This is a genomic window from Nostoc sp., assembly GCF_036917615.1.
Lineage (GTDB): Bacteria > Cyanobacteriota > Cyanobacteriia > Cyanobacteriales > Nostocaceae > Nostoc.
In genome coordinates, this window is sequence record NZ_JBALCZ010000081.1 from 97901 (window position 1) to 116176 (window position 18276).

An 18276-nucleotide genomic window follows, 5' to 3' on the forward strand; every position below is an offset into this window, starting at 1 on the left:
CTCGTTAGTATAGTAAACAATCTGGTTGCCAATGTGATTGAGTGAATTATCCTGCGCCGTCTCCAGAACTTGACTTAGGGTCTATATTTCCCTTTGAACTGGATCAGTTTCAAAAAGAAGCGATCGCGTCCCTAAACGCCGGACGCTCCGTAGTCGTATGTGCGCCCACAGGTTCGGGCAAAACATTAGTAGGGGAATACGCCATTTATCGCGCCCTAGCGCGAGGAAAACGTGTATTTTACACTACTCCCCTGAAGGCGCTGTCGAATCAAAAATTACGTGACTTTCGAGAGAAATTCGGGTTTGATCAAGTCGGACTGTTAACTGGAGATGCTTCGATTAACAGGGATGCACCGATTTTGGTGATGACCACAGAAATCTTCCGAAATATGCTCTATGGCACACCGATTGGGCAAATCGGCATCTCATTAGTAGACGTTGAAGCAGTGATACTTGATGAGTGCCACTACATGAACGATCGCCAGCGCGGTACAGTTTGGGAAGAATCAATTATCTATTGTCCCCGTGAAGTTCAACTGGCAGCCCTTTCAGCAACGGTTGCCAATAGTGATCAACTCACCGATTGGCTAAATCGCGTTCACGGCCCAACTGACCTGATTTACTCCGATTTTCGTCCAGTCCCCTTAGAATTTCACTTTTGCAATCCCAAAGGGTTATTTCCCCTGCTGAATGAGAGCAAAACCAAAATTAACCCCCGCCTTCAGAAGAAGAAGGGGAGAGGGGGAGAAAGGGAAAAGGGGAGAAGTGGTAGGCCTGAGGCTCCTGGCATAATTTATACCTTGAGCCAGTTAGAGCAACGGGATATGCTACCAGCGATTTACTTTATCTTCAGCCGCCGGGGATGTGATAAAGCGGTGGCAGAAGTGGGAGATTTATGGCTGGTAAATAGTGAAGAGTCCCAAATTTTACGGGAACAGATTGATGACTTTTTAGCCCGCAATCCTGAAGCAGGACGTTCTGGACAAATTGCACCCCTGTACCGGGGAATTGCTGCCCACCACGCCGGAATTTTGCCTGCTTGGAAGGTACTGGTAGAAGAACTATTTCAGCAGGGGCTGATTAAAGTAGTATTCGCCACTGAGACACTAGCAGCCGGAATTAATATGCCCGCCCGGACAACGGTAATTTCCACCCTTTCCAAGCGTACCGACACTGGACACCGCCTGTTGAACGCTTCCGAATTCCTGCAAATGGCGGGACGAGCCGGCCGCCGGGGGATGGATAAACAAGGTCATGTGGTGACAGTCCAAACTCCCTTTGAAGGAGCCAAAGAAGCCGCGTATTTGGGAACATCCAAGCCAGACCCCCTAGTCAGCCAGTTTACGCCCAGTTATGGCATGGTACTCAATTTGCTGCAAACCCACACCCTAGAGCAAACTAGGGAACTCATAGAGCGTAGCTTTGGGCAGTACATGGCCACCTTGCATTTAAGACCAGAATACGATGAGATTGGGGAACTACAAACACAATTAGCTCAACTTCATGAGCAAATCGCCGCAGTTGATGAAAATGAACTGGCTGTTTATGAAAAATTGCGGCAACGCCTGAAAGTGGAACGCCAGATATTGAAAACCCTGCAAGAGCAAGCGCAGGATGATAGACAAGAAGAATTGGGGATGATGTTGGGCTTTGCAGTGTCAGGAACTCTGTTAAGTCTCAAAGGCAAAAACATCACAGTGTCTTCACCCGTAACCGCAGTGTTAGTGGGAAAATCGCCTGGTTCTGGTCAAGCTCCTTACTTGGTATGCTTGGGACACGATAACCGCTGGTATGTGGCAACAACAGGGGATGTAGTTGATTTGTATGCCGAACTGCCGCGAGTTGAGGTGCCGCCTGATGTACTACCACCGCCAGAGATGCCTTTGAAACCAGGACAGTCACGCCGTGGCAGCCAAGAAACATTTGCGATCGCCGGACGTATTCCCAATCCGGTAGAATCTTTGCATCTGGCACCAGAAGTAGCAGAACAACTCAGTCGCACTGCTGCCGTCCAAGAGCAACTAGAAGCTCATCCCCTACATCAATCAGGCAATGCTGCAACGCTTTTCAAGCGCCGGGCCCGCTATGTGGAACTAGAAGCCGAACTCGAACAGTTGCAAGGGCAAGTAGAGCAACAGTCACAACGTCATTGGGAAGAGTTTCTCAATTTAATCGCAATTTTGCAACACTTTGGCGGTTTGGATAACTTAGTCCCCACACAATTAGGGCAAATCGCTGCTGCCATTCGAGGTGAGAATGAATTGTGGCTGGGTTTAGTATTCGCTAGTGGTGAATTGGGCAATTTAGATCCGCATCATTTAGCAGCAGCAGCAGCGGCTTTGGTGATGGAAACACCCCGTCCAGATAGCAAGGTTAACTACGAACTTAGTAATGAAGTGGCAGAAGCCTTGAAAAAATTGCAAGGAATTCGCCGCCAAATGTTCCAACTACAACGGCGGTATAACGTAGCGCTGCCTATATGGTTGGAGTTTGAGTTAATTGCGATCGTGGAACAATGGGCGCTGGGAATGGAGTGGACAGAACTCTGCGAAAATACCACTTTGGACGAAGGCGATGTGGTGAGAATTTTACGGCGGACGTTGGATTTATTATCGCAAATACCCCACGTTCCCCATTTACCAGACTCTTTCCAGCGTAATGCCTATCGAGCGATGCAGTTGATTGATAGATTCCCTGTGAATGAGGTGGTTGAATAAACTGACTTTTCCCGTTAAGTCCCTTTAGCAAGCTGCTAACCCTCACAGAGGTCATGCAATTTTAACCAGCCCCTCCACAGTACCTGGATACCAATAGGAGTTTTATGTCGATGTTCAAGATAGCCTCCAAGATGAGCGATGCCTACGGCGGGCTTCTCTACGAGACGCTTTGCGAACGCCAACGCTTCTAAAGCCCAACTAACAACTCACAAGTCGCAAAATTTTTCTCCCACCAGTCCAACATGATTTGTCGCCTCTAATACCACGCTTGACTTATTTTACTGTCAACCTTGTACCTTGCCCTAAATCTTTTGTAAGCAAGCTTTTCAAGACTTAACGGGAAAAGTCAGACCTGTTTGAGCTTGTGTCTTAATTGATCCAAGTGTATGCAATGTTCCCAAGACAATTCGTACTTAATGTGTTCCCATAAACGCTCAATGGGATTAAGCTCTGGACTATTGGGGGGTTGAAAAATATGTAGAAGATATGGCAGATATAGAGGCTTAGATTGCATCAATAATTTAGCAAGTGTAAAGCTTTTATAAGGCTTACCTATTAATTTCCTAAATTAGCGTTGTATAGAATAAAACTGTCTTATGCGTAAAATAGGGTAAATTAGGGGCTTTGGTAATTTTCCATTATGAAAGTTAACAACATCTCCTCCCCTGAGCGCCTATGTTGTCATGATTGCCTCAAGGCATAGGAGATATCTGATGTATGACTTGCAAAAATTTACTTTAAGAGATATGTCAGAATGCGGTTTAGCTCTACGGAATTTAGGCAATGCAGCTAACAGCATGGAAGAGGCTAGTAATCACATTATCCAATATCTGTATCAAAATTTAATTGAGAAAAAATCTGGGGAAAAATCCTGCATACTAATTCGATTTTTTAAAACTCATTCTTATGGAGAATTAACATCAGAATTACAAGAATATACGGATGATTTATTAGGTAATTATATACCTGATGATAGTCTAAAATGCTTGACATTATTGGCAACTGCTGGAGAGTTACCACAATGGAATTCTCGATACCAATCTGAGCGACACAAGGTAATTCCCCTAGCAAATGAAGAAGCAATTGCTCGTATCCCCATGATTTCTCAACTTATCCAACAATTAGGGTTAAATCCAGGTACTGTAATACAACCAGATCCTAATTTATTAACGGATTTAGAACAGAGGATGTATAATGTATTTTACATTACTGATGCCTTGAATAGCCCTTATATTCCTTCACAAAAATCATTTGTAATTCCATTTAATGTTAAATCTGTAGTTGGCTTTGGAGGTTTATTACCTTCCGGAAATATGTTTGTGATTCTGATATTTTTGAAAGTATTAGTTCCTCGGACGACTGTAGATTTATTGCGTCCGCTAGCATTAAATGTCAAGATGATAATCTTACCTTTCGACGACAACAATATTTTTATTAATCAAAGTCAATGTGTTATAAATCAGAAAAATAAAAAGACAATAAATCAAAATTATGTTTTACAGCATCTCACATCACAAATTACCACATTAACTCAGTTATTAGATGTTTCTGAGCAATCTACCATCAGTCAATCTGATTACCTTGAGCAAGCAAATATCCATCTGCAAAAAACTTTAGATGAGCTAAAAAAAACTCAAAGTCAGCTAGTGAATACTGAAAAAATGTCTAGCTTAGGAAAACTCGTTGCTGGTATTGCTCATGAAATTAATAACCCAGTTAACTTTATTCACGGTAATCTATTTTATGCTAATGAATATACCAATTTTTTGCTTAAAGTAATACAAAATTATCAAGATTATTATCCAAATCCTCCTCAAAAAATTCAAGAGTTAATCAAAGAAAATGAACTTGATTTTTTAACTAAAGACTTAACAAAAATCCTAAATTCAATGACAGTGGGGGCAGAACGAATTAAAGAAGTTGTTCTATCACTACGAATATTCTCTCGTTTACATGAAGCAGAAATCAAAAATGTCGATATTCATGAAGGCATCAATAGTACTCTCATGATTCTGGAACACTACTTGCAAGCTCAAGATGAACATCCAGAAATCAAAGTTATTACAGAATACGGCAAATTACCTTTAATAGAATGTTATCCTGGACAACTTAATCAAGTTTTTATGAATATCCTTACTAATGCCATTGATGCGTTAAAAGATCATAATGCTTTCTGGTTTATGAGTAATAAAAAAGAGAAGTCCAATGAACAATTACCGACAATTCTTATCCGTACTAAGATCCTTACTCAAGAGTGGATTGAAATTAGTATTGCTGATAACGGTTGTGGAATTAATAAGGAAGTGCGTTCAAAGTTATTTGATCCCTTTTTTACTACCAAGTCCGTTGGTAAATGTACTGGACTAGGTTTATCGATCAGCTACCAGATTATAGTCGAAAAACATGGTGGACAAATTAGCTGTATCTCTGAACTAGGGGAGGGAACTGAATTTGTAATTAAGATTCCTACAAAAGCCCTAATGGTTGCAAGCTAACGAAAGGAACATTAACCTATCTTGAACCAGAACAAACTGGACGGATGAATCGAGGTATTGATTATCTGACTTTTCCCGTTAAGTCTCTCTAGCAAGCGGTCACGGTTATCAAAACGGTAAGGAGTACGGAGATTGACCGGACAAAATCGTATAGCCAGTTTGGTTTGACGAGCAGTACGCTGGCTCGTCTGGGGTAATTCGATTTCCTGTTCAAAACTAATAGGTTGTGCTTCTAACTTTGACCAAAGACGCTCACTATCAGAATCTAAACTACGGTTATGAGCCGCGCGAACCATAACTCCTGTGTGCTTTTGGTGGCGAAGTTTATCAAAAACCTCTGTGATGTCACCTTCTCGGTCGAAAACATGAATAACCCGCTTGTGCTGGCTTAATAATAGTAGTGGTACGTAGTTAAAAATGCTTTTTTGGTTTTGAATATCTTCTTATACGTGATTAATCACGTATATCTAACAGAAGTTACACCTTGCGAACAGTCCTCTTCAACCTTAGTACACCAAGTTTCCAGTACCCTGCAACTGACGCAAAGAATTTATACACAATGGACAGTCGCATCCAAATAACTGAATTGCCCGATCACTTTCCGCGTCAGTAAAATTCAACATGGCAATATTCTGATCTGATACTGATGTGACAATGGTTGAGGAACGTGTAGATGAGGTATACGGTTGCTTTCTCTCTGAATCTCGAATGCACACAAAATCTTTTTGCCCATGTGGATTAGTGATACAGGTACGACCATCTTGTGTATGCATTAATTTCTGTGTAATGCTAGTACTAGCATGGGCAGGATGAAATACTGCCAGCGTAGACATCATCGACACAAAAATTGAGGAACTAGAAAGCAAATTCAGGAAAATTTTTTTGTTCATAGATTTCGTTGAGAAAATTGTCTACTAGCTTAGGGTATTCGATTCACTTTCAAACTTCAAGTGAGTTTTCTCTAAGAATAGCTAGGTTGACACTTGTTACCTAAGAAAGTTCCATATCTACCCAGTTTGATCATAAATTAGATTGGTATAAACATAATACCCAGAACCCCAACTTTTAATCAGAAGTCGCGCTTTTATGTCCTGAGCATTTGATGTTTGATTAGGTTGATCTACTTACCTGGTTAAAGTCGGCCAAAAAGCAGTTGCAGCCCGATCGCACTTCCCAAAACTTCCCCTAAGTCATAAGCTGCGATCGCTATCTCACAAAGTACCCATAACCCGAAGTTGACACGCAAACTGAAGTGATCTCGACAAGCCTGCGCTAAATCTCGCCCCGTTGCTACTCCCAACCGCACACACAGAGATTGGATTATAAATCGCCATCAAGTTGGAGAGCATAATTACCGTTAACAACGCATAACCAAATTTAGCCCCGCCAGCTAAGTCAGTCCCAGTTAGCAGGGTCTATATACCCTACAGATACGAGATATCCTGGGCCTGCATAAGCCAGCATCTTACGCCAGATGCTTGGTGTTAGGAATTTTTATACTGCGGTGAACTTCAGGTAGGCTGGGCTGAATGATGGGCTTTTCTGGAAAGGCATTTGTTTATACTCTCAAATTTTCATAATTCTCCCCTACTGACAAGAATAGCTACCTTCAGAAAGTTACAAATCTTGATATTAATAAAATATTAGTAGAAAAATTCAACGATAAACCTAAATTTTATATTGATATAGATTCTCGTTCTTAAATTAGCAACTTGTAAAAACTTCTTTTTTTCATTACATTTGAGAAAAGGCTCATATATCAAATAACTTACTAACCTTAACAGAAAAAATGAAGCGAAAAGTACATTCAGAATCTTCAGGTTGTTCCAACTGTGAACATCACCATTACGAGAATCATAACCATGTTCATAATCACCATCCTGATGATAATCATAACCATGACCACAATCACGATCACGGTGGAGAATTCAATCTGAAAAATGAGGTATTGCCTTTGGTATTGATTTTAAGTTTATATGCACCTGGTGTAATTTTTGAAAATCAATTACACAATACATTCTACTCGATAGGTGAATATCTGCTTTTCATTCCTGCCTATTTATTAAGTGGATGGAGTGTTTTAAAAACTGCTGGGCGCAATCTACTCAGAGCTAGAATATTTGATGAAACCTTTTTAATGACAGTAGCGACACTAGGGGCGATCGCAATTCATAAATTACCCGAAGCTGTCGGAGTCATGTTATTTTACAAAATTGGGGAATTGTTTCAAGATATTGCCGTTAGTCGTTCTCGTAATTCTATTAAAGCTTTATTAGAAGTCCGCCCAGACTATGCCAATATCAAAATAGAGGGAGAACTCAAGAAAGTATCGCCAGAAACGGTTAAGATTGGGGATATTATCGTTGTCAAGCCTGGAGAAAAGATTCCCTTAGATGGTGAGATTATAGATGGTAATTCGCAAGTTGATACATCTGCATTAACTGGAGAATCTGTGCCGCGAACGGTGAGGCTGGGAGAGACAGTTTTGGCTGGGATGATCAATAAAATGGGTGTGATCAGCATTAGAGTAACAAAACTCTTTGATGAATCTTCCATTGCTAAGATTTTAGACTTGGTGCAAAATGCCAAAAGTAAAAAAGCAGAAACAGAAAAGTTTATTACTAAATTTGCCCGATATTACACGCCAATCGTAGTTTTTACGTCTCTAGCAGTTGCAGTATTACCTCCTTTATTAATTTCTGGTGCAACTACTTCAGAATGGGTTTATCGTGCCCTAATTTTACTAGTTATCTCCTGTCCGTGTGGACTCGTTATCAGTATTCCATTAGGTTACTTTGGAGGTATAGGAAGTGCTGCTAAACGCGGTATTTTGGTTAAAGGCTCTACTTTTTTAGATACTTTAAATGCAGTCAATACAGTTATTTTTGATAAAACTGGAACGTTAACTAAAGGGGTGTTCAAAGTAGCAAATATAGTAGCATTAAATGGCTTTAATGAACAAGAGTTACTGCAATTAGCTGCCAAAGTAGAATCGCACTCAAATCATCCCATCGCTCAATCTATCCGCAAGGCTTATGCTGGAAAAATAGATGAATTTGAGGTGAGAGATTATGAAGAGATAGCAGGCTATGGAATTAGAGCCAAGGTAGAAAATAGGGTAGTAATAGCGGGAAGCGATCGCCTATTACATAAAGAGAATATTGCTCATGATAATTGCCAGTTAGAGGTAACAGTGATTCATTTAGCAGTGGATAATATTTACGCTGGGTATATTCTGATTGCTGATGAACCCAAAGAAGATGCGAGACTTGCTATTCAAGCACTCAAGCAAATGGGTGTAGAAAAAACAGTAATGTTGACAGGAGATAATCAAGCGATCGCTTCTCGGATTGCTCAACAGCTTGGCATAGATACCTACGAAGCAGAGTTATTACCTGAAGAAAAAGTTAATGCCATTGAGAAATTAATCAGCACCGCCGGCAAGCATGGTAAAGTTGCCTTTGTTGGGGATGGTATTAATGATGCGCCAGTGATTGCTAGAGCAGATGTTGGCATGGCAATGGGCGCTTTAGGCTCAGATGCAGCCATAGAAACTGCCGATATTGTGATTATGACAGATGCACCGTCAAAAGTGGCAGAAGCAATACAAATTGCTAGAAAAACCCGCAGAATTGTTTGGCAAAATATTGGGTTTGCTTTAGCAATTAAAGCTGTATTTATTGGATTGGGTATTTTAGGTGTAGCGACGATGTGGGAAGCTGTCTTTGCTGATGTGGGAGTAGCTTTACTAGCAATTTTCAACGCAACTAGAGTGATGAAATAAAATTATTGGGAAATCGGGAATCTGTAATTGGGAAATTGTAGAAGTTAAAACTGAAGAACAAGGAGTTTTTTTTTAACGTTTCTGGCTGATATTCTGCTACCCAAAATAGAACCCATGAATTCATCAATCAAAGGCATTACTACAGCTACTTTAGCTTTACTGCTAAACTATTCAGCAAACCCAGCCTTTGCACTACCCCAGAAAATCAATCATCCAGTTACTGTTGCTAAATCGCAACCATTAACAGACACCTTGATTGTTCCTGGCGAACGAGTCGGGCCGATAAGACGCACAACCACTAAGCAAGATTTAGTGAAGCTGTTTGGTGTATCCCATCTCATTGATAAAACCATTTCAGGCCCTGAAGGAATGGGTAGTTTTGCAGCTACTCAGTTAAATCTAAATCAGGGGCGCTCTCTGCTAGTAGTCTGGAGTGATAACACTCGTACTAAACCTCTAGATGTGCGTAACCTGGGTTCAGCTTGGAAAACCCGCGAAGGTATTGCAGTAGGAACCCCTTTGAACGAATTACGTAAAAAATTAGGTAACTTTAAACTTTATGGATTGGCGTGGGACTACGGCGGTACTATTTTGTTAGATAGTAGTAAATTATCCCGTTATCAAGGCAAACTCATTTTACGAGTAGACACGGCTCCCAATGCTTCTGAGAAGTTCCCCAATGATTACCAATCAGTATCTGGTGATGGTACTTTTTCCTCCAGCAATCCCCACTGGAAACCTCTGGGAATTAGGCTTACAGAAATTATTGTTATCTTGAATCCTAGTAAGCAATAATCGGCTGCTCAACATCTAATTTAGCGGCGATCGCAATCAACAATCACATCAGCAAAGCGCAATATCTGACGATAAGCCGTTTCACGTCTAAGCATCTTCCCACAAGTATATAGAGTATAAAAGGCGATCGCATTCCTCACCCACAGCATGACAAACCAAACTTTTACCAACGGTTATGCATTACTTATTGGCGTAGGTGCAGATTTACCTGTCACTGTACTAGATGCAGCTGCCCTAAAAGATGTACTGATTGACCCAAGTCGCGCCGCCTATCGACCAGAACAAGTCACACTGCTAACCGAAACCTCTGCAACTCGGCAAAATATCCTCACAGCTTTTGACCAAATCATCACCCAAGTAAATCAAAATCCTGATGCAACTGTGATCATTTACTACTCTGGTCACGGTGGACGCATCCAGCGTACCAATGAATACTTCCTTGTACCATTCGGCTATGACCCCAGCCAACGCGCAGACACAGCTATCTCAGGTGTAGAATTTACCCAAAAAATTGAAGCAATTACAGCGCGTAAACTCGTAGTTTTATTAGATTGCTGTCATGCTGGTGGCGTTCCAGCTTTGAAGGAACCAGGGGAAGCCTTTGTAAAATCACCCTTACCGCCGGAACTGTTAAATGTGCTAGGAACAGGAAGCGGTCGAGTTGTGGTTGCTTCTTCGCGGGAAGACGAATATTCTTACACGGGTCAACCCTACAGTGCTTTCACAGATTGCTTATTGTCAGCCTTGCAAGGTAAAGCAGCGGTGAATAAGGATGGCTATGCACGTATTCTTGATATTTTAGTTTACTTGTTTGACCAAGTGCCAAAAAGAGCATCAGGGCCGCAGCACCCATTTGTAAATAAAGTGCTGGATTTGGGCGATAATTTTCCCCTTTGCTATTACGCAGGTGGAAGTAAATTTTTATCTGGTGAAGCAGCAACTATTGAAACTAGTCCAATTTCTACTAGTTTAACTGCTGGAGGGCGACGGCGATCGCAACAAAAACTAGACGCACTTCAAGCAGAATTTGACATCCGCAGCGAGAAGTTTAAGCAGATGAAGAAAGCTGTAGCAATTGAGGCTGGTACTGCCGTTAAGTTTCAATTAGAACAGCAGCTTCTTGATGAAGAGGCAAAACTGGCACATCTTGGCGATGAACTGGACAAAATTGAGTCTGCATTGCAATCATGAGAATTATGTAAATATACAGTTATTTGGCCGATGGAAATCAGGATTTCCCCACCCAGAAAACAAGGAAAACAGAGATATTCAGTTAATTGGTGTTTGTTTATACTATTTCAATTTTTTGTAATCGTTATACTCATAACTTAGGTTCTACCTGGGAATTAGGAAGTGGCTTTGCCACTTCTTTTTATTGATCTAGTAGCGCAGTAAAGAATAAATTAAAAGTTAAAAGGAATTTCCTTGAACTTTTAACTTTTATTAATTATTATATAATTTGACAAAATACCTGCTATATTTTCCATTGCTAGTAGGGGCGTGTAGCTGTACGCCCCTACAAACGATTCATTCGTTGCAAAGATTGTTGACAATGGTATAATATCGTGTCCGTTTAATTGACCAAGCAGTCTAACGGAATTTTGGGCATATAGACATGATATTAGTCATTACTCATTGTATCTTGCCATCTCTCACGCTTGGGCTTGCTCTCCACATCGCGCGATCGCCCTTCTTGCCAAGTCCCCCACATTAGAGATTGCTGTTTTTCAACATGGTTAATAAACTGCATGATTGAGTGATCTACTTTGATGGGAGTTTTCAAATTAAACTGAATTGTTTGGAGAATCTTGATGTCACCCATCAGAAAGTACTTAGTTGCAATCTTAGTCAGCTCTAGCACAATTCGATTGGATAACCAACCAAAAATTCCTTTACGTTTTTTAGTCATGAACAGAATTTGACCTTCAGTTTTTCCGCCTTTGTGAAGGCGAACTGCAACCATCATGTGGACATGAAAGAAATCCGGGCCAAGTGTCACAATGCCAATGCTACCGTACCAATAGCAAATACTGTAAGTCCAATGGCAAATACTGTAAGTTATGGCATTTTTGTAGAAAAGACAGATGAGCTTAATGAAAAATAAATTGTCTTTGACGGGTGTAGTATTACTGAAGATAATCGCATTCTCGTTCAGTTCCTGTCTTTCAAAAATAATTTCTATTGGCAGTTTGTGAACTGCATTTAGGTGTTGAGCATCAATCGCATTAATCATCACCACATTGGGGTGACAGTTTATCATGAAGTGAGAATGGATGGCGATATCACACTCTTTTTGTTCCAACTCTGGAACAAAAGGTAGAGGTTGTTGTGGGATTTCTCCAGTCCAAACCCAAATCATCCCGTACTTTTCAGCAGTAGGCCAAGTTTGTAATTTCAAGGAAAGCGACGTATTTAAACATGGGATATCAATACACATCCCTTCAGCATCAAACTTCCAGTGGTGGAAAAAACAACGTAGTGCATTACCCTCAACTTTACCTTCAGCAAGGTGAGCGCCCATATGTGGACAGTAGGCATCAAAGGTAACTACTCTTTTGTCTTTACCACGGTAAATCACTAATTCTCTACCCAAAATCGTGACAGGTTTTACTTCACCCACCCGCAGATTTCGAGAGGGTATTACCCAATACCAGCCCTCAATAAAACGCTCTGGATTATTGAAAATTTTAGGTTTACGGGTTGAGCTAAAAGTCTGCGAGTTGAGATTCATTTTTATAGTTTCACTTGAGGTGAAGCAGTTGATCTAGAAATAACATGCAAACTAAAAAAAAACAGTTACTTTCAGTACCATGAGAAATAGTAACCCAATAAATAGATAAAATTTAGCAGGTAAAATTTTGAACAAATATTGTTAACAATGTCAAAATTATGCCAATCCAATATCAGCTTAACTAAGCTAATATCCATTTAGAATAGATATTTGAAAAATTAAAACTTAGTAAAATCTCTAATTAGATAAAAATTTAAAACACTGATGCCGATATTTTGCTTAACTCTCAAATAGCTGAATAATTATATAAATTATTAGTTGACAGAAAAAAACAAATATGCATTATTTTAAAAGCCATATCTGTCGTCGGGGTAATTCATCAATTGCCCCTACAGCGCGGGTCTATTTACCATTAAATAATGATTAATAAAAACCCGAAACGACGTGTTGACGTTGATACACAACATAATTCTTTTGCACAATGCGTAAGTCATAAATTAGGAAAATATGTAATAATAATTACAAAAATAGGGAAAATCTCCGGTGTTAACTCAAGAGAAAAAACTGCTTTTAATTGGTCAGGTAACAGATTTAAGCGGAATCCCCATCAGGACAATTCGATATTACGAGAGTTTAGGCTTAATCAAATCATCAAGACGAACAGAGGGAGGCTTTCGCCAGTTTTCATTGGATGTGCTGACTCGTCTAGCCTTCATTAAAAGGGCGCAAAATCTTGGTCTTAGCCTAGAAGAAATTGGAAATATTCTTCAGGTTTATGACCAAGGACAAGCTCCCTGTGGTGAAATCAAAGAAAAGCTCAAAGCTAAGGTCTTGCAGATTGATCGCCAAATTGATCAATTGTTAACCTTACGTTCTGAAATAGATGGATTACTTTCAGGCTGGAAGAATATCGGCGACCACCATGAGGATAGAATTTGTCCGATAATTCAAAATAAAAGTTACAGTAGGAGTCAGGAGTAAAATAGGCTTTATATCTGACTATGAAACATAGTTTGTGTACTGCACTAATTGAAAATCCGCTGTAGTACTCACTGGGATTAGTAAGGATAAAAATATGAATTTAGGTTAGATTTAGCTTTGTTCTACCCAACAAATGTCCAAATAATGTTGGATTTAATTCCTCATTTATGACTCAGAACTTTTATAGAGAATAAACCACCACAACTCTAGTCCAATTAAGGCTAAACCACCGATCACAACACCAACTTTCAAGCCCAAAGGTTGCTCAATCCGATGAAATTGGCTGGTTTGCCCTGACGAGTGGGCTGGCATTTCTGCTAATGCTACGCCTGATGTTCCAGTGAGAAGCACTAAAGCTGTAAGGCTTCCCCAAAGCATTTTTTTACTCAACATTTTCTAAATTAACCTGCAATTATGAGATAACTTTTGGTTGAAAGTTACGCAATCTTAGAGCGTTGCTAACAACAGAAAGCGAAGAAAGAGCCATCGCAGCTCCGGCGATAATTGGATTGAGTAACCAACCAAAGATAGGGAATAGAATTCCAGCGGCAATAGGAATACCAATGACGTTGTAAATAAAGGCAAAGAATAGATTTTGCCTGATATTGTTGATGGTGGCGCGGCTCAGTTGAATTGCTGTGACAATTAACAGCAAATCTCCAGAAATTAGGGTAATATCGCTAGCTGCGATCGCCACATCTGTTCCCGTACCAATAGCAATTCCCACATCAGCCTGTGCTAGGGCTGGCGCATCATTTATGCCATCACCAACCATTGCAACAATTTTAGATTTTAAATTTGGGATTTTGGATTTGGGAAATCTCTTTATCTCCCTTTGCAAAGATTGGATAATCGCCGCCTTTTGATCTGGACGCACTTCGGCAAAGATTCGCTGGATACCAACTTGTAGAGCGATCGCATCGGCAGTTTGACGATTGTCTCCGGTCAACATTACTACTTCTAAACCTAACTTTTGTAAAGCTTTCACCACTGCTGCTGATGAAGGTTTGAGGGCATCGGCAATACCCATTATTCCTTGTAGTTCGCCATCTACAGCAATCAAAATGACTGTTTTACCAGCAGCTTCCCAGGCATTCTTATACTGCTGGAGACTGATGGTGTTAATTCCAAGTTCCGTTAACCAGCGTTGTGTACCAATTTGCACAAGCTGATTTGAAACAACTGCTTGGACACCACTACCTGCGTTAGCCACGAAGTGGGTAGCCGTTGGCATCGCCTGAAAGTTCTTTGCATCTATTAAACTCACCTCTTGAGACTGGGCGTATTTTACAACTGCTGATGCTAAAGGATGCTCAGAATTGTGTTCCACCGTTGCTGCTAACTGTAAAAGCTTGATTTCATTACGATTAGCTGTGCCGTTAACAGTCACAAAGTCTGTAACCGTAGGTTTACCCTGAGTCAAAGTGCCGGTTTTATCTAGAACGATGGTTTGAATTTTGTGTGCTAATTCTAAGCTGTCCGCACCCTTAATCAAGATGCCATTTTCTGCACCTTTGCCCGTCCCCACCATTACAGAAGTGGGGGTAGCTAAACCCAAAGCACAGGGACAAGCGATAATCAGTACACCCACCGTTGTCATTGTTGCTAGAGTCAGGTTACCCGTGAAATTAAACCAAATGACGAAAGTAGCGATCGCGATCGCAATCACAGCTGGGACAAACCATCCTGTCACTTGATCTGCCAAGCGTTGAATTGGGGCTTTAGAACCTTGTGCTTGTTGCACTAGTTTGACGATTTGAGCCAAAAACGTATCATTTCCGACTCTTGTCACCCGAAACTGAAATGCACCCGCACCGTTAATCGTCGCCCCAATCACCTCATCTCCTGGCTGCTTTTTGACTGGCAAACTTTCACCTGTCACCATCGCTTCATCTACCGTCGAAGCGCCTGTAATCACTTCGCCATCTACCGGAATCTTTTCCCCAGGACGCACCAAAATCACATCGTTGATTCTGACTTCGGCGATGGGAACATCAATTTCCCTACCATCACGGATAACTCTGGCATCTCTAGCTTGTAGGCCAATGAGTTTGCGAATGGCTTCAGAAGTTTGTCCCCTAGCGCGATTTTCCAACAACCGCCCCAGCAAAATTAAGGTAATCACAATGGCAGCAACTTCATAATAAATATGAGGTATCAAGCCCTGAGCAATAAAAAATTTCGGGAAAACAGTAACAAACAAAGAATATAGATACGCTGCACTTGTACCCAAAGTAATCAGCGTGTCCATCGTTGCTGTATGGCGCTTAAGCGTTTTCCAACCATTGCGGTAAAAAGATCCACCACACCAGAACACGACGGGTGTTGTCAGCACTAACTGTACCCAAGGATTTTGCAGGAAGCTTGGAATTAAGTCCAAGTTCAGCCCAGTCATCATGGGCAGCGATCCCAAAAATAGGAAAATGCTGATTACACCTCCCACTACTACTTTGAGGGAGAGTTCGCGTTGTAATGCTTGCCTACTCGCTTTCTCAGCATCATCTTCTTCAAAGAGCATTTCTTCCTGGAGTGAGTAGGAAGAGTATCCCGCAGCATCGATCGCATTTTGGATTTTCTCCAAATTGGCTAGAGAGCGATCGTACTTGATGGCGGCTTGTTCGGCTCCAAAGTTAACGTTGCAGTCCCTTACCCCAGGAACAGAGCGAATTGCCTTTTCGACGTTGTTGGCGCAAGCGGCGCAACTCATGCCTCGAAGTTTGAGTGTGAGAGTATCCATAACTAGATGAACCGCCGTGATTGATGTGGGAGGATCTTAAAGATTAAGCAACTGGATAGCCAGCAGCAGCCAACGCTTCCTTAATTGCTGTTTCTGATGCTTGAGTTTCTACACTGACGAGCTTGGTTGTCGGATCAGCCTGAATGCTAGCGTTGGCATCGACTGCCTGAAGTGCTTTGGTGATGGTGCCTGCACAAACAGAACAAGCCATGTTGGGAACTGTGAGTTGGAGAGTCATAGATTTACGGGATAAAATGAACAACCTAGCCAGATCAAACTGGATGACTGAGGGACAACCGTCAACAGTCAGAAATAACTGCAAAGAAAGTCGCCTTGAATTCATCCTAGACTCTCTAGCCGGCTGGAGAGTCTAGAGAATTTTAAAAGTTTTTCGCTAAAATTCAAATTTATTTACAGACGTAGTATATAAATCGCTAAAAATACAACATACTACAATAAACTTGTCTTCCGATGCAAGTCTGTGTTATCAAGGCTATATAACCAGTTGTTTTCCCCACAGTTCTGGAAAATGACCTTCCGCACCACTTGAGACGCGGCTGCTGAACCCAAGTCTCGTAAATCTCTTCACAACAATGAGTCTTTTTTAAGGCTCGATTTTGAGTTTTCATGCAGCCAAAAAATCTGAAACGTCTCCTGCGTGCTTTAGAGCGGCAGGGTTTGGATGTAACTTACAACAATCGTACTTATTCAGTTCGTTTAGTTAATTCTCCTGATGCCCCTGTAGCAGAAGTGCTACTGCCAGAAGGTTTCCCCGTAGAAGCTAAGGCACTGAAGCAGTTAGCGAATTTGGCAAGCGTCCGCCACCCGTCAGGTGGATGCGTGTGTCGTGCCTGTGCTACGCCTGACTTTCACCCAGGTGATGCGGGTGTTGCCATTGGTTCAGTTGTGGAAACTGTGGGTCAGATCATCCCTAGCGCTGTCGGTTCTGATATTAACTGTGGGATGCGCCTGCATGTTGTTAATTTAACAATCGAGGAATTTCTGGCAAAACGTGACCAATTCGTAGAACGGATGAAGGGGGATTACTTCTTCGGTACGCGTAATGTGACGATGACTACTGATTGGAAGAGACGATGAGCAATATATTCCTTACATGAATACCAGACTAATTCGATGATATTGTAGTCAGGACTATATGCAGGTAAAAATTTTCTAGTACACCATATATAAATTAAAATTAATCACTGAATATTGTCAATTATTTTTTTAATAAATAAATTAATAAATATGTAGACACGAGATGTTGTAATCGCACTAAAACAACCCCAAACTTTTGCTATAGCTAGCTTTTATTGCTCCTCTTGTCGATTGGCTCAACTTAAAACTGTCCGGAGTATTGATCTATATAGATACTCTAATCAAGTAATCTTTTAATACATACTCTGATGAAGTAATCTTGATATGTTTAAACGCTTCATAACTTTTGCCGCCTTTGTTACTCCCTTTGCTTTAAGTCTGGTTAGTCCTGCTTTCGCAGCACCTCAAAACTTTGTTACTAGTACTAGTTTGACAAACAGTACTCGTGCAATGAGTCGTGCGGTTTCAGTGGGGGATTTGGCGCAGGTACAGCTAGGCGTATGGTCTCCGCAACAACTGACATCCGGAGACCGGGGTACCTCAACCACACCCGCTCTGGCATCTTATGGGGGCAGGTTGTACATGGTTTGGAAAGGCGTAGGGGATGACAGCGCAATCTACTATTCCTCTTTCGATGGTAGTTCGTGGTCTCCGCAACAACTGACATCCGGAGACCGGGGTACCTCAGCCGCACCCGCCCTGGCATCTTATGGGGGCAGGTTGTACATGGTTTGGAAAGGCGTAGGGGATGACAGCGCAATCTACTATTCCTCTTTCGATGGTAGTTCGTGGTCTCCGCAACAACTGACATCCGGAGACCGGGGTACCTCAGCCGCACCCGCCCTGGCATCTTATGGGGGCAGGTTGTACATGGTTTGGAAAGGCGTAGGGGATGACAGCGCAATCTACTATTCCTCTTTCGATGGTAGTTCGTGGTC

16 protein-coding genes and 2 pseudogenes are annotated in these 18276 nt (G+C 41.4%); 8 read left to right on the top strand and 10 right to left on the bottom strand.

The features are described 5' to 3' along the window. Positions 1 to 41: 41 nt before the first annotated feature. Positions 42 to 2717 carry a DEAD/DEAH box helicase gene (locus V7K85_RS29840; protein WP_334819287.1) on the top strand — a complete coding sequence of 892 codons (2676 nt, stop codon included), beginning with the start codon at positions 42 to 44 and terminating at the stop codon, positions 2715 to 2717. 346 nt (positions 2718 to 3063) lie between these two features. On the opposite strand, the gene V7K85_RS29845 is transcribed toward V7K85_RS29840, so the two are convergent. Then, complete coding sequence (locus V7K85_RS29845) at positions 3064 to 3231, bottom strand: transposase (protein ID WP_334819289.1); 168 nt, start codon at positions 3229 to 3231, stop codon at positions 3064 to 3066. A gap of 199 nt (positions 3232 to 3430) precedes the next feature. Here V7K85_RS29845 and V7K85_RS29850 point away from each other — a divergent pair, with 199 nt between their 5' ends. Next, positions 3431 to 5212 (top strand): sensor histidine kinase, encoded by a 1782-nt coding sequence (locus V7K85_RS29850; RefSeq protein WP_334819291.1) that lies wholly within the window; start codon positions 3431 to 3433, stop codon positions 5210 to 5212. A 113-nt stretch (positions 5213 to 5325) separates the two neighbouring features. Here V7K85_RS29850 and V7K85_RS36710 read toward each other — a convergent pair. From V7K85_RS36710 to V7K85_RS29865, 3 genes and pseudogenes are all read right to left on the bottom strand, one after another. Further along, positions 5326 to 5592: pseudogene (locus V7K85_RS36710) on the bottom strand (hypothetical protein); the annotation flags it as partial. Positions 5593 to 5718: 126 nt separating this feature from the next. Then, the gene (locus V7K85_RS29860) at positions 5719 to 6102 is read right to left on the bottom strand and encodes a hypothetical protein (RefSeq protein ID WP_334819295.1); all 384 of its coding nucleotides are present in this window, start codon (positions 6100 to 6102) and stop codon (positions 5719 to 5721) included. A 242-nt stretch (positions 6103 to 6344) separates the two neighbouring features. After that, complete coding sequence (locus V7K85_RS29865) at positions 6345 to 6536, bottom strand: divalent metal cation transporter (RefSeq protein ID WP_334819320.1); 192 nt, start codon at positions 6534 to 6536, stop codon at positions 6345 to 6347. 465 nt (positions 6537 to 7001) lie between these two features. On the opposite strand from V7K85_RS29865, the gene V7K85_RS29870 reads away from it, so the two are divergent. After that, positions 7002 to 8996, top strand: coding sequence for a heavy metal translocating P-type ATPase (locus V7K85_RS29870; protein WP_334819297.1), 1995 nt, complete (start codon positions 7002 to 7004; stop codon positions 8994 to 8996). A gap of 114 nt (positions 8997 to 9110) precedes the next feature. After that, complete coding sequence (locus tag V7K85_RS29875; protein WP_334819299.1) at positions 9111 to 9791, top strand: hypothetical protein; 681 nt, start codon at positions 9111 to 9113, stop codon at positions 9789 to 9791. A 20-nt stretch (positions 9792 to 9811) separates the two neighbouring features. Here the strand turns inward: V7K85_RS29875 and V7K85_RS29880 are convergent, their stop codons facing one another. Beyond that, entirely contained in the window at positions 9812 to 9961 is a 150-nt protein-coding gene (locus V7K85_RS29880; protein ID WP_334819301.1) for a hypothetical protein, read from the bottom strand. Here V7K85_RS29880 and V7K85_RS29885 point away from each other — a divergent pair. Further along, positions 9939 to 10982 (top strand): caspase family protein, encoded by a 1044-nt coding sequence (locus V7K85_RS29885; protein ID WP_334819303.1) that lies wholly within the window; start codon positions 9939 to 9941, stop codon positions 10980 to 10982. The two genes, V7K85_RS29880 and V7K85_RS29885, sit on opposite strands and share 23 nt — an antisense overlap. A 430-nt stretch (positions 10983 to 11412) precedes the next feature. On the opposite strand, the gene V7K85_RS29890 is transcribed toward V7K85_RS29885, so the two are convergent. Further along, a complete protein-coding gene (locus tag V7K85_RS29890; protein WP_334819305.1) occupies positions 11413 to 12522 on the bottom strand; it encodes an aromatic ring-hydroxylating dioxygenase subunit alpha in 1110 nt (369 codons plus the stop codon). A 543-nt stretch (positions 12523 to 13065) separates the two neighbouring features. On the opposite strand from V7K85_RS29890, the gene V7K85_RS29895 reads away from it, so the two are divergent. Continuing rightward, positions 13066 to 13503 carry a heavy metal-responsive transcriptional regulator gene (locus V7K85_RS29895; protein WP_334819307.1) on the top strand — a complete coding sequence of 146 codons (438 nt, stop codon included), beginning with the start codon at positions 13066 to 13068 and terminating at the stop codon, positions 13501 to 13503. Between the two features lie 165 nt (positions 13504 to 13668). On the opposite strand, the gene V7K85_RS29900 is transcribed toward V7K85_RS29895, so the two are convergent. From V7K85_RS29900 to V7K85_RS29910, 3 genes are read right to left on the bottom strand one after another with little or no spacing between them, the layout of a single operon-like run. Next, entirely contained in the window at positions 13669 to 13896 is a 228-nt protein-coding gene (locus tag V7K85_RS29900; RefSeq protein ID WP_334819309.1) for a hypothetical protein, read from the bottom strand. A 19-nt stretch (positions 13897 to 13915) separates the two neighbouring features. Further along, entirely contained in the window at positions 13916 to 16240 is a 2325-nt protein-coding gene (locus tag V7K85_RS29905; RefSeq protein WP_334819311.1) for a heavy metal translocating P-type ATPase, read from the bottom strand. 43 nt (positions 16241 to 16283) lie between these two features. After that, entirely contained in the window at positions 16284 to 16478 is a 195-nt protein-coding gene (locus V7K85_RS29910; RefSeq protein ID WP_334819322.1) for a heavy-metal-associated domain-containing protein, read from the bottom strand. A gap of 389 nt (positions 16479 to 16867) precedes the next feature. On the opposite strand from V7K85_RS29910, the gene V7K85_RS29915 reads away from it, so the two are divergent. Continuing rightward, entirely contained in the window at positions 16868 to 17338 is a 471-nt protein-coding gene (locus tag V7K85_RS29915) for an RtcB family protein (protein ID WP_334819313.1), read from the top strand. On the opposite strand, the pseudogene V7K85_RS29920 reads toward V7K85_RS29915, so the two are convergent. Then, positions 17317 to 17412 (bottom strand): annotated as a pseudogene (locus V7K85_RS29920) (transposase); the annotation flags it as partial. The gene V7K85_RS29915 and the pseudogene V7K85_RS29920 sit on opposite strands and share 22 nt — an antisense overlap. A gap of 250 nt (positions 17413 to 17662) precedes the next feature. Here V7K85_RS29920 and V7K85_RS29925 point away from each other — a divergent pair. Beyond that, the coding region (locus V7K85_RS29925) for a hypothetical protein (protein ID WP_334819315.1) at positions 17663 to 18276 on the top strand (614 nt) is incomplete at its 3' end.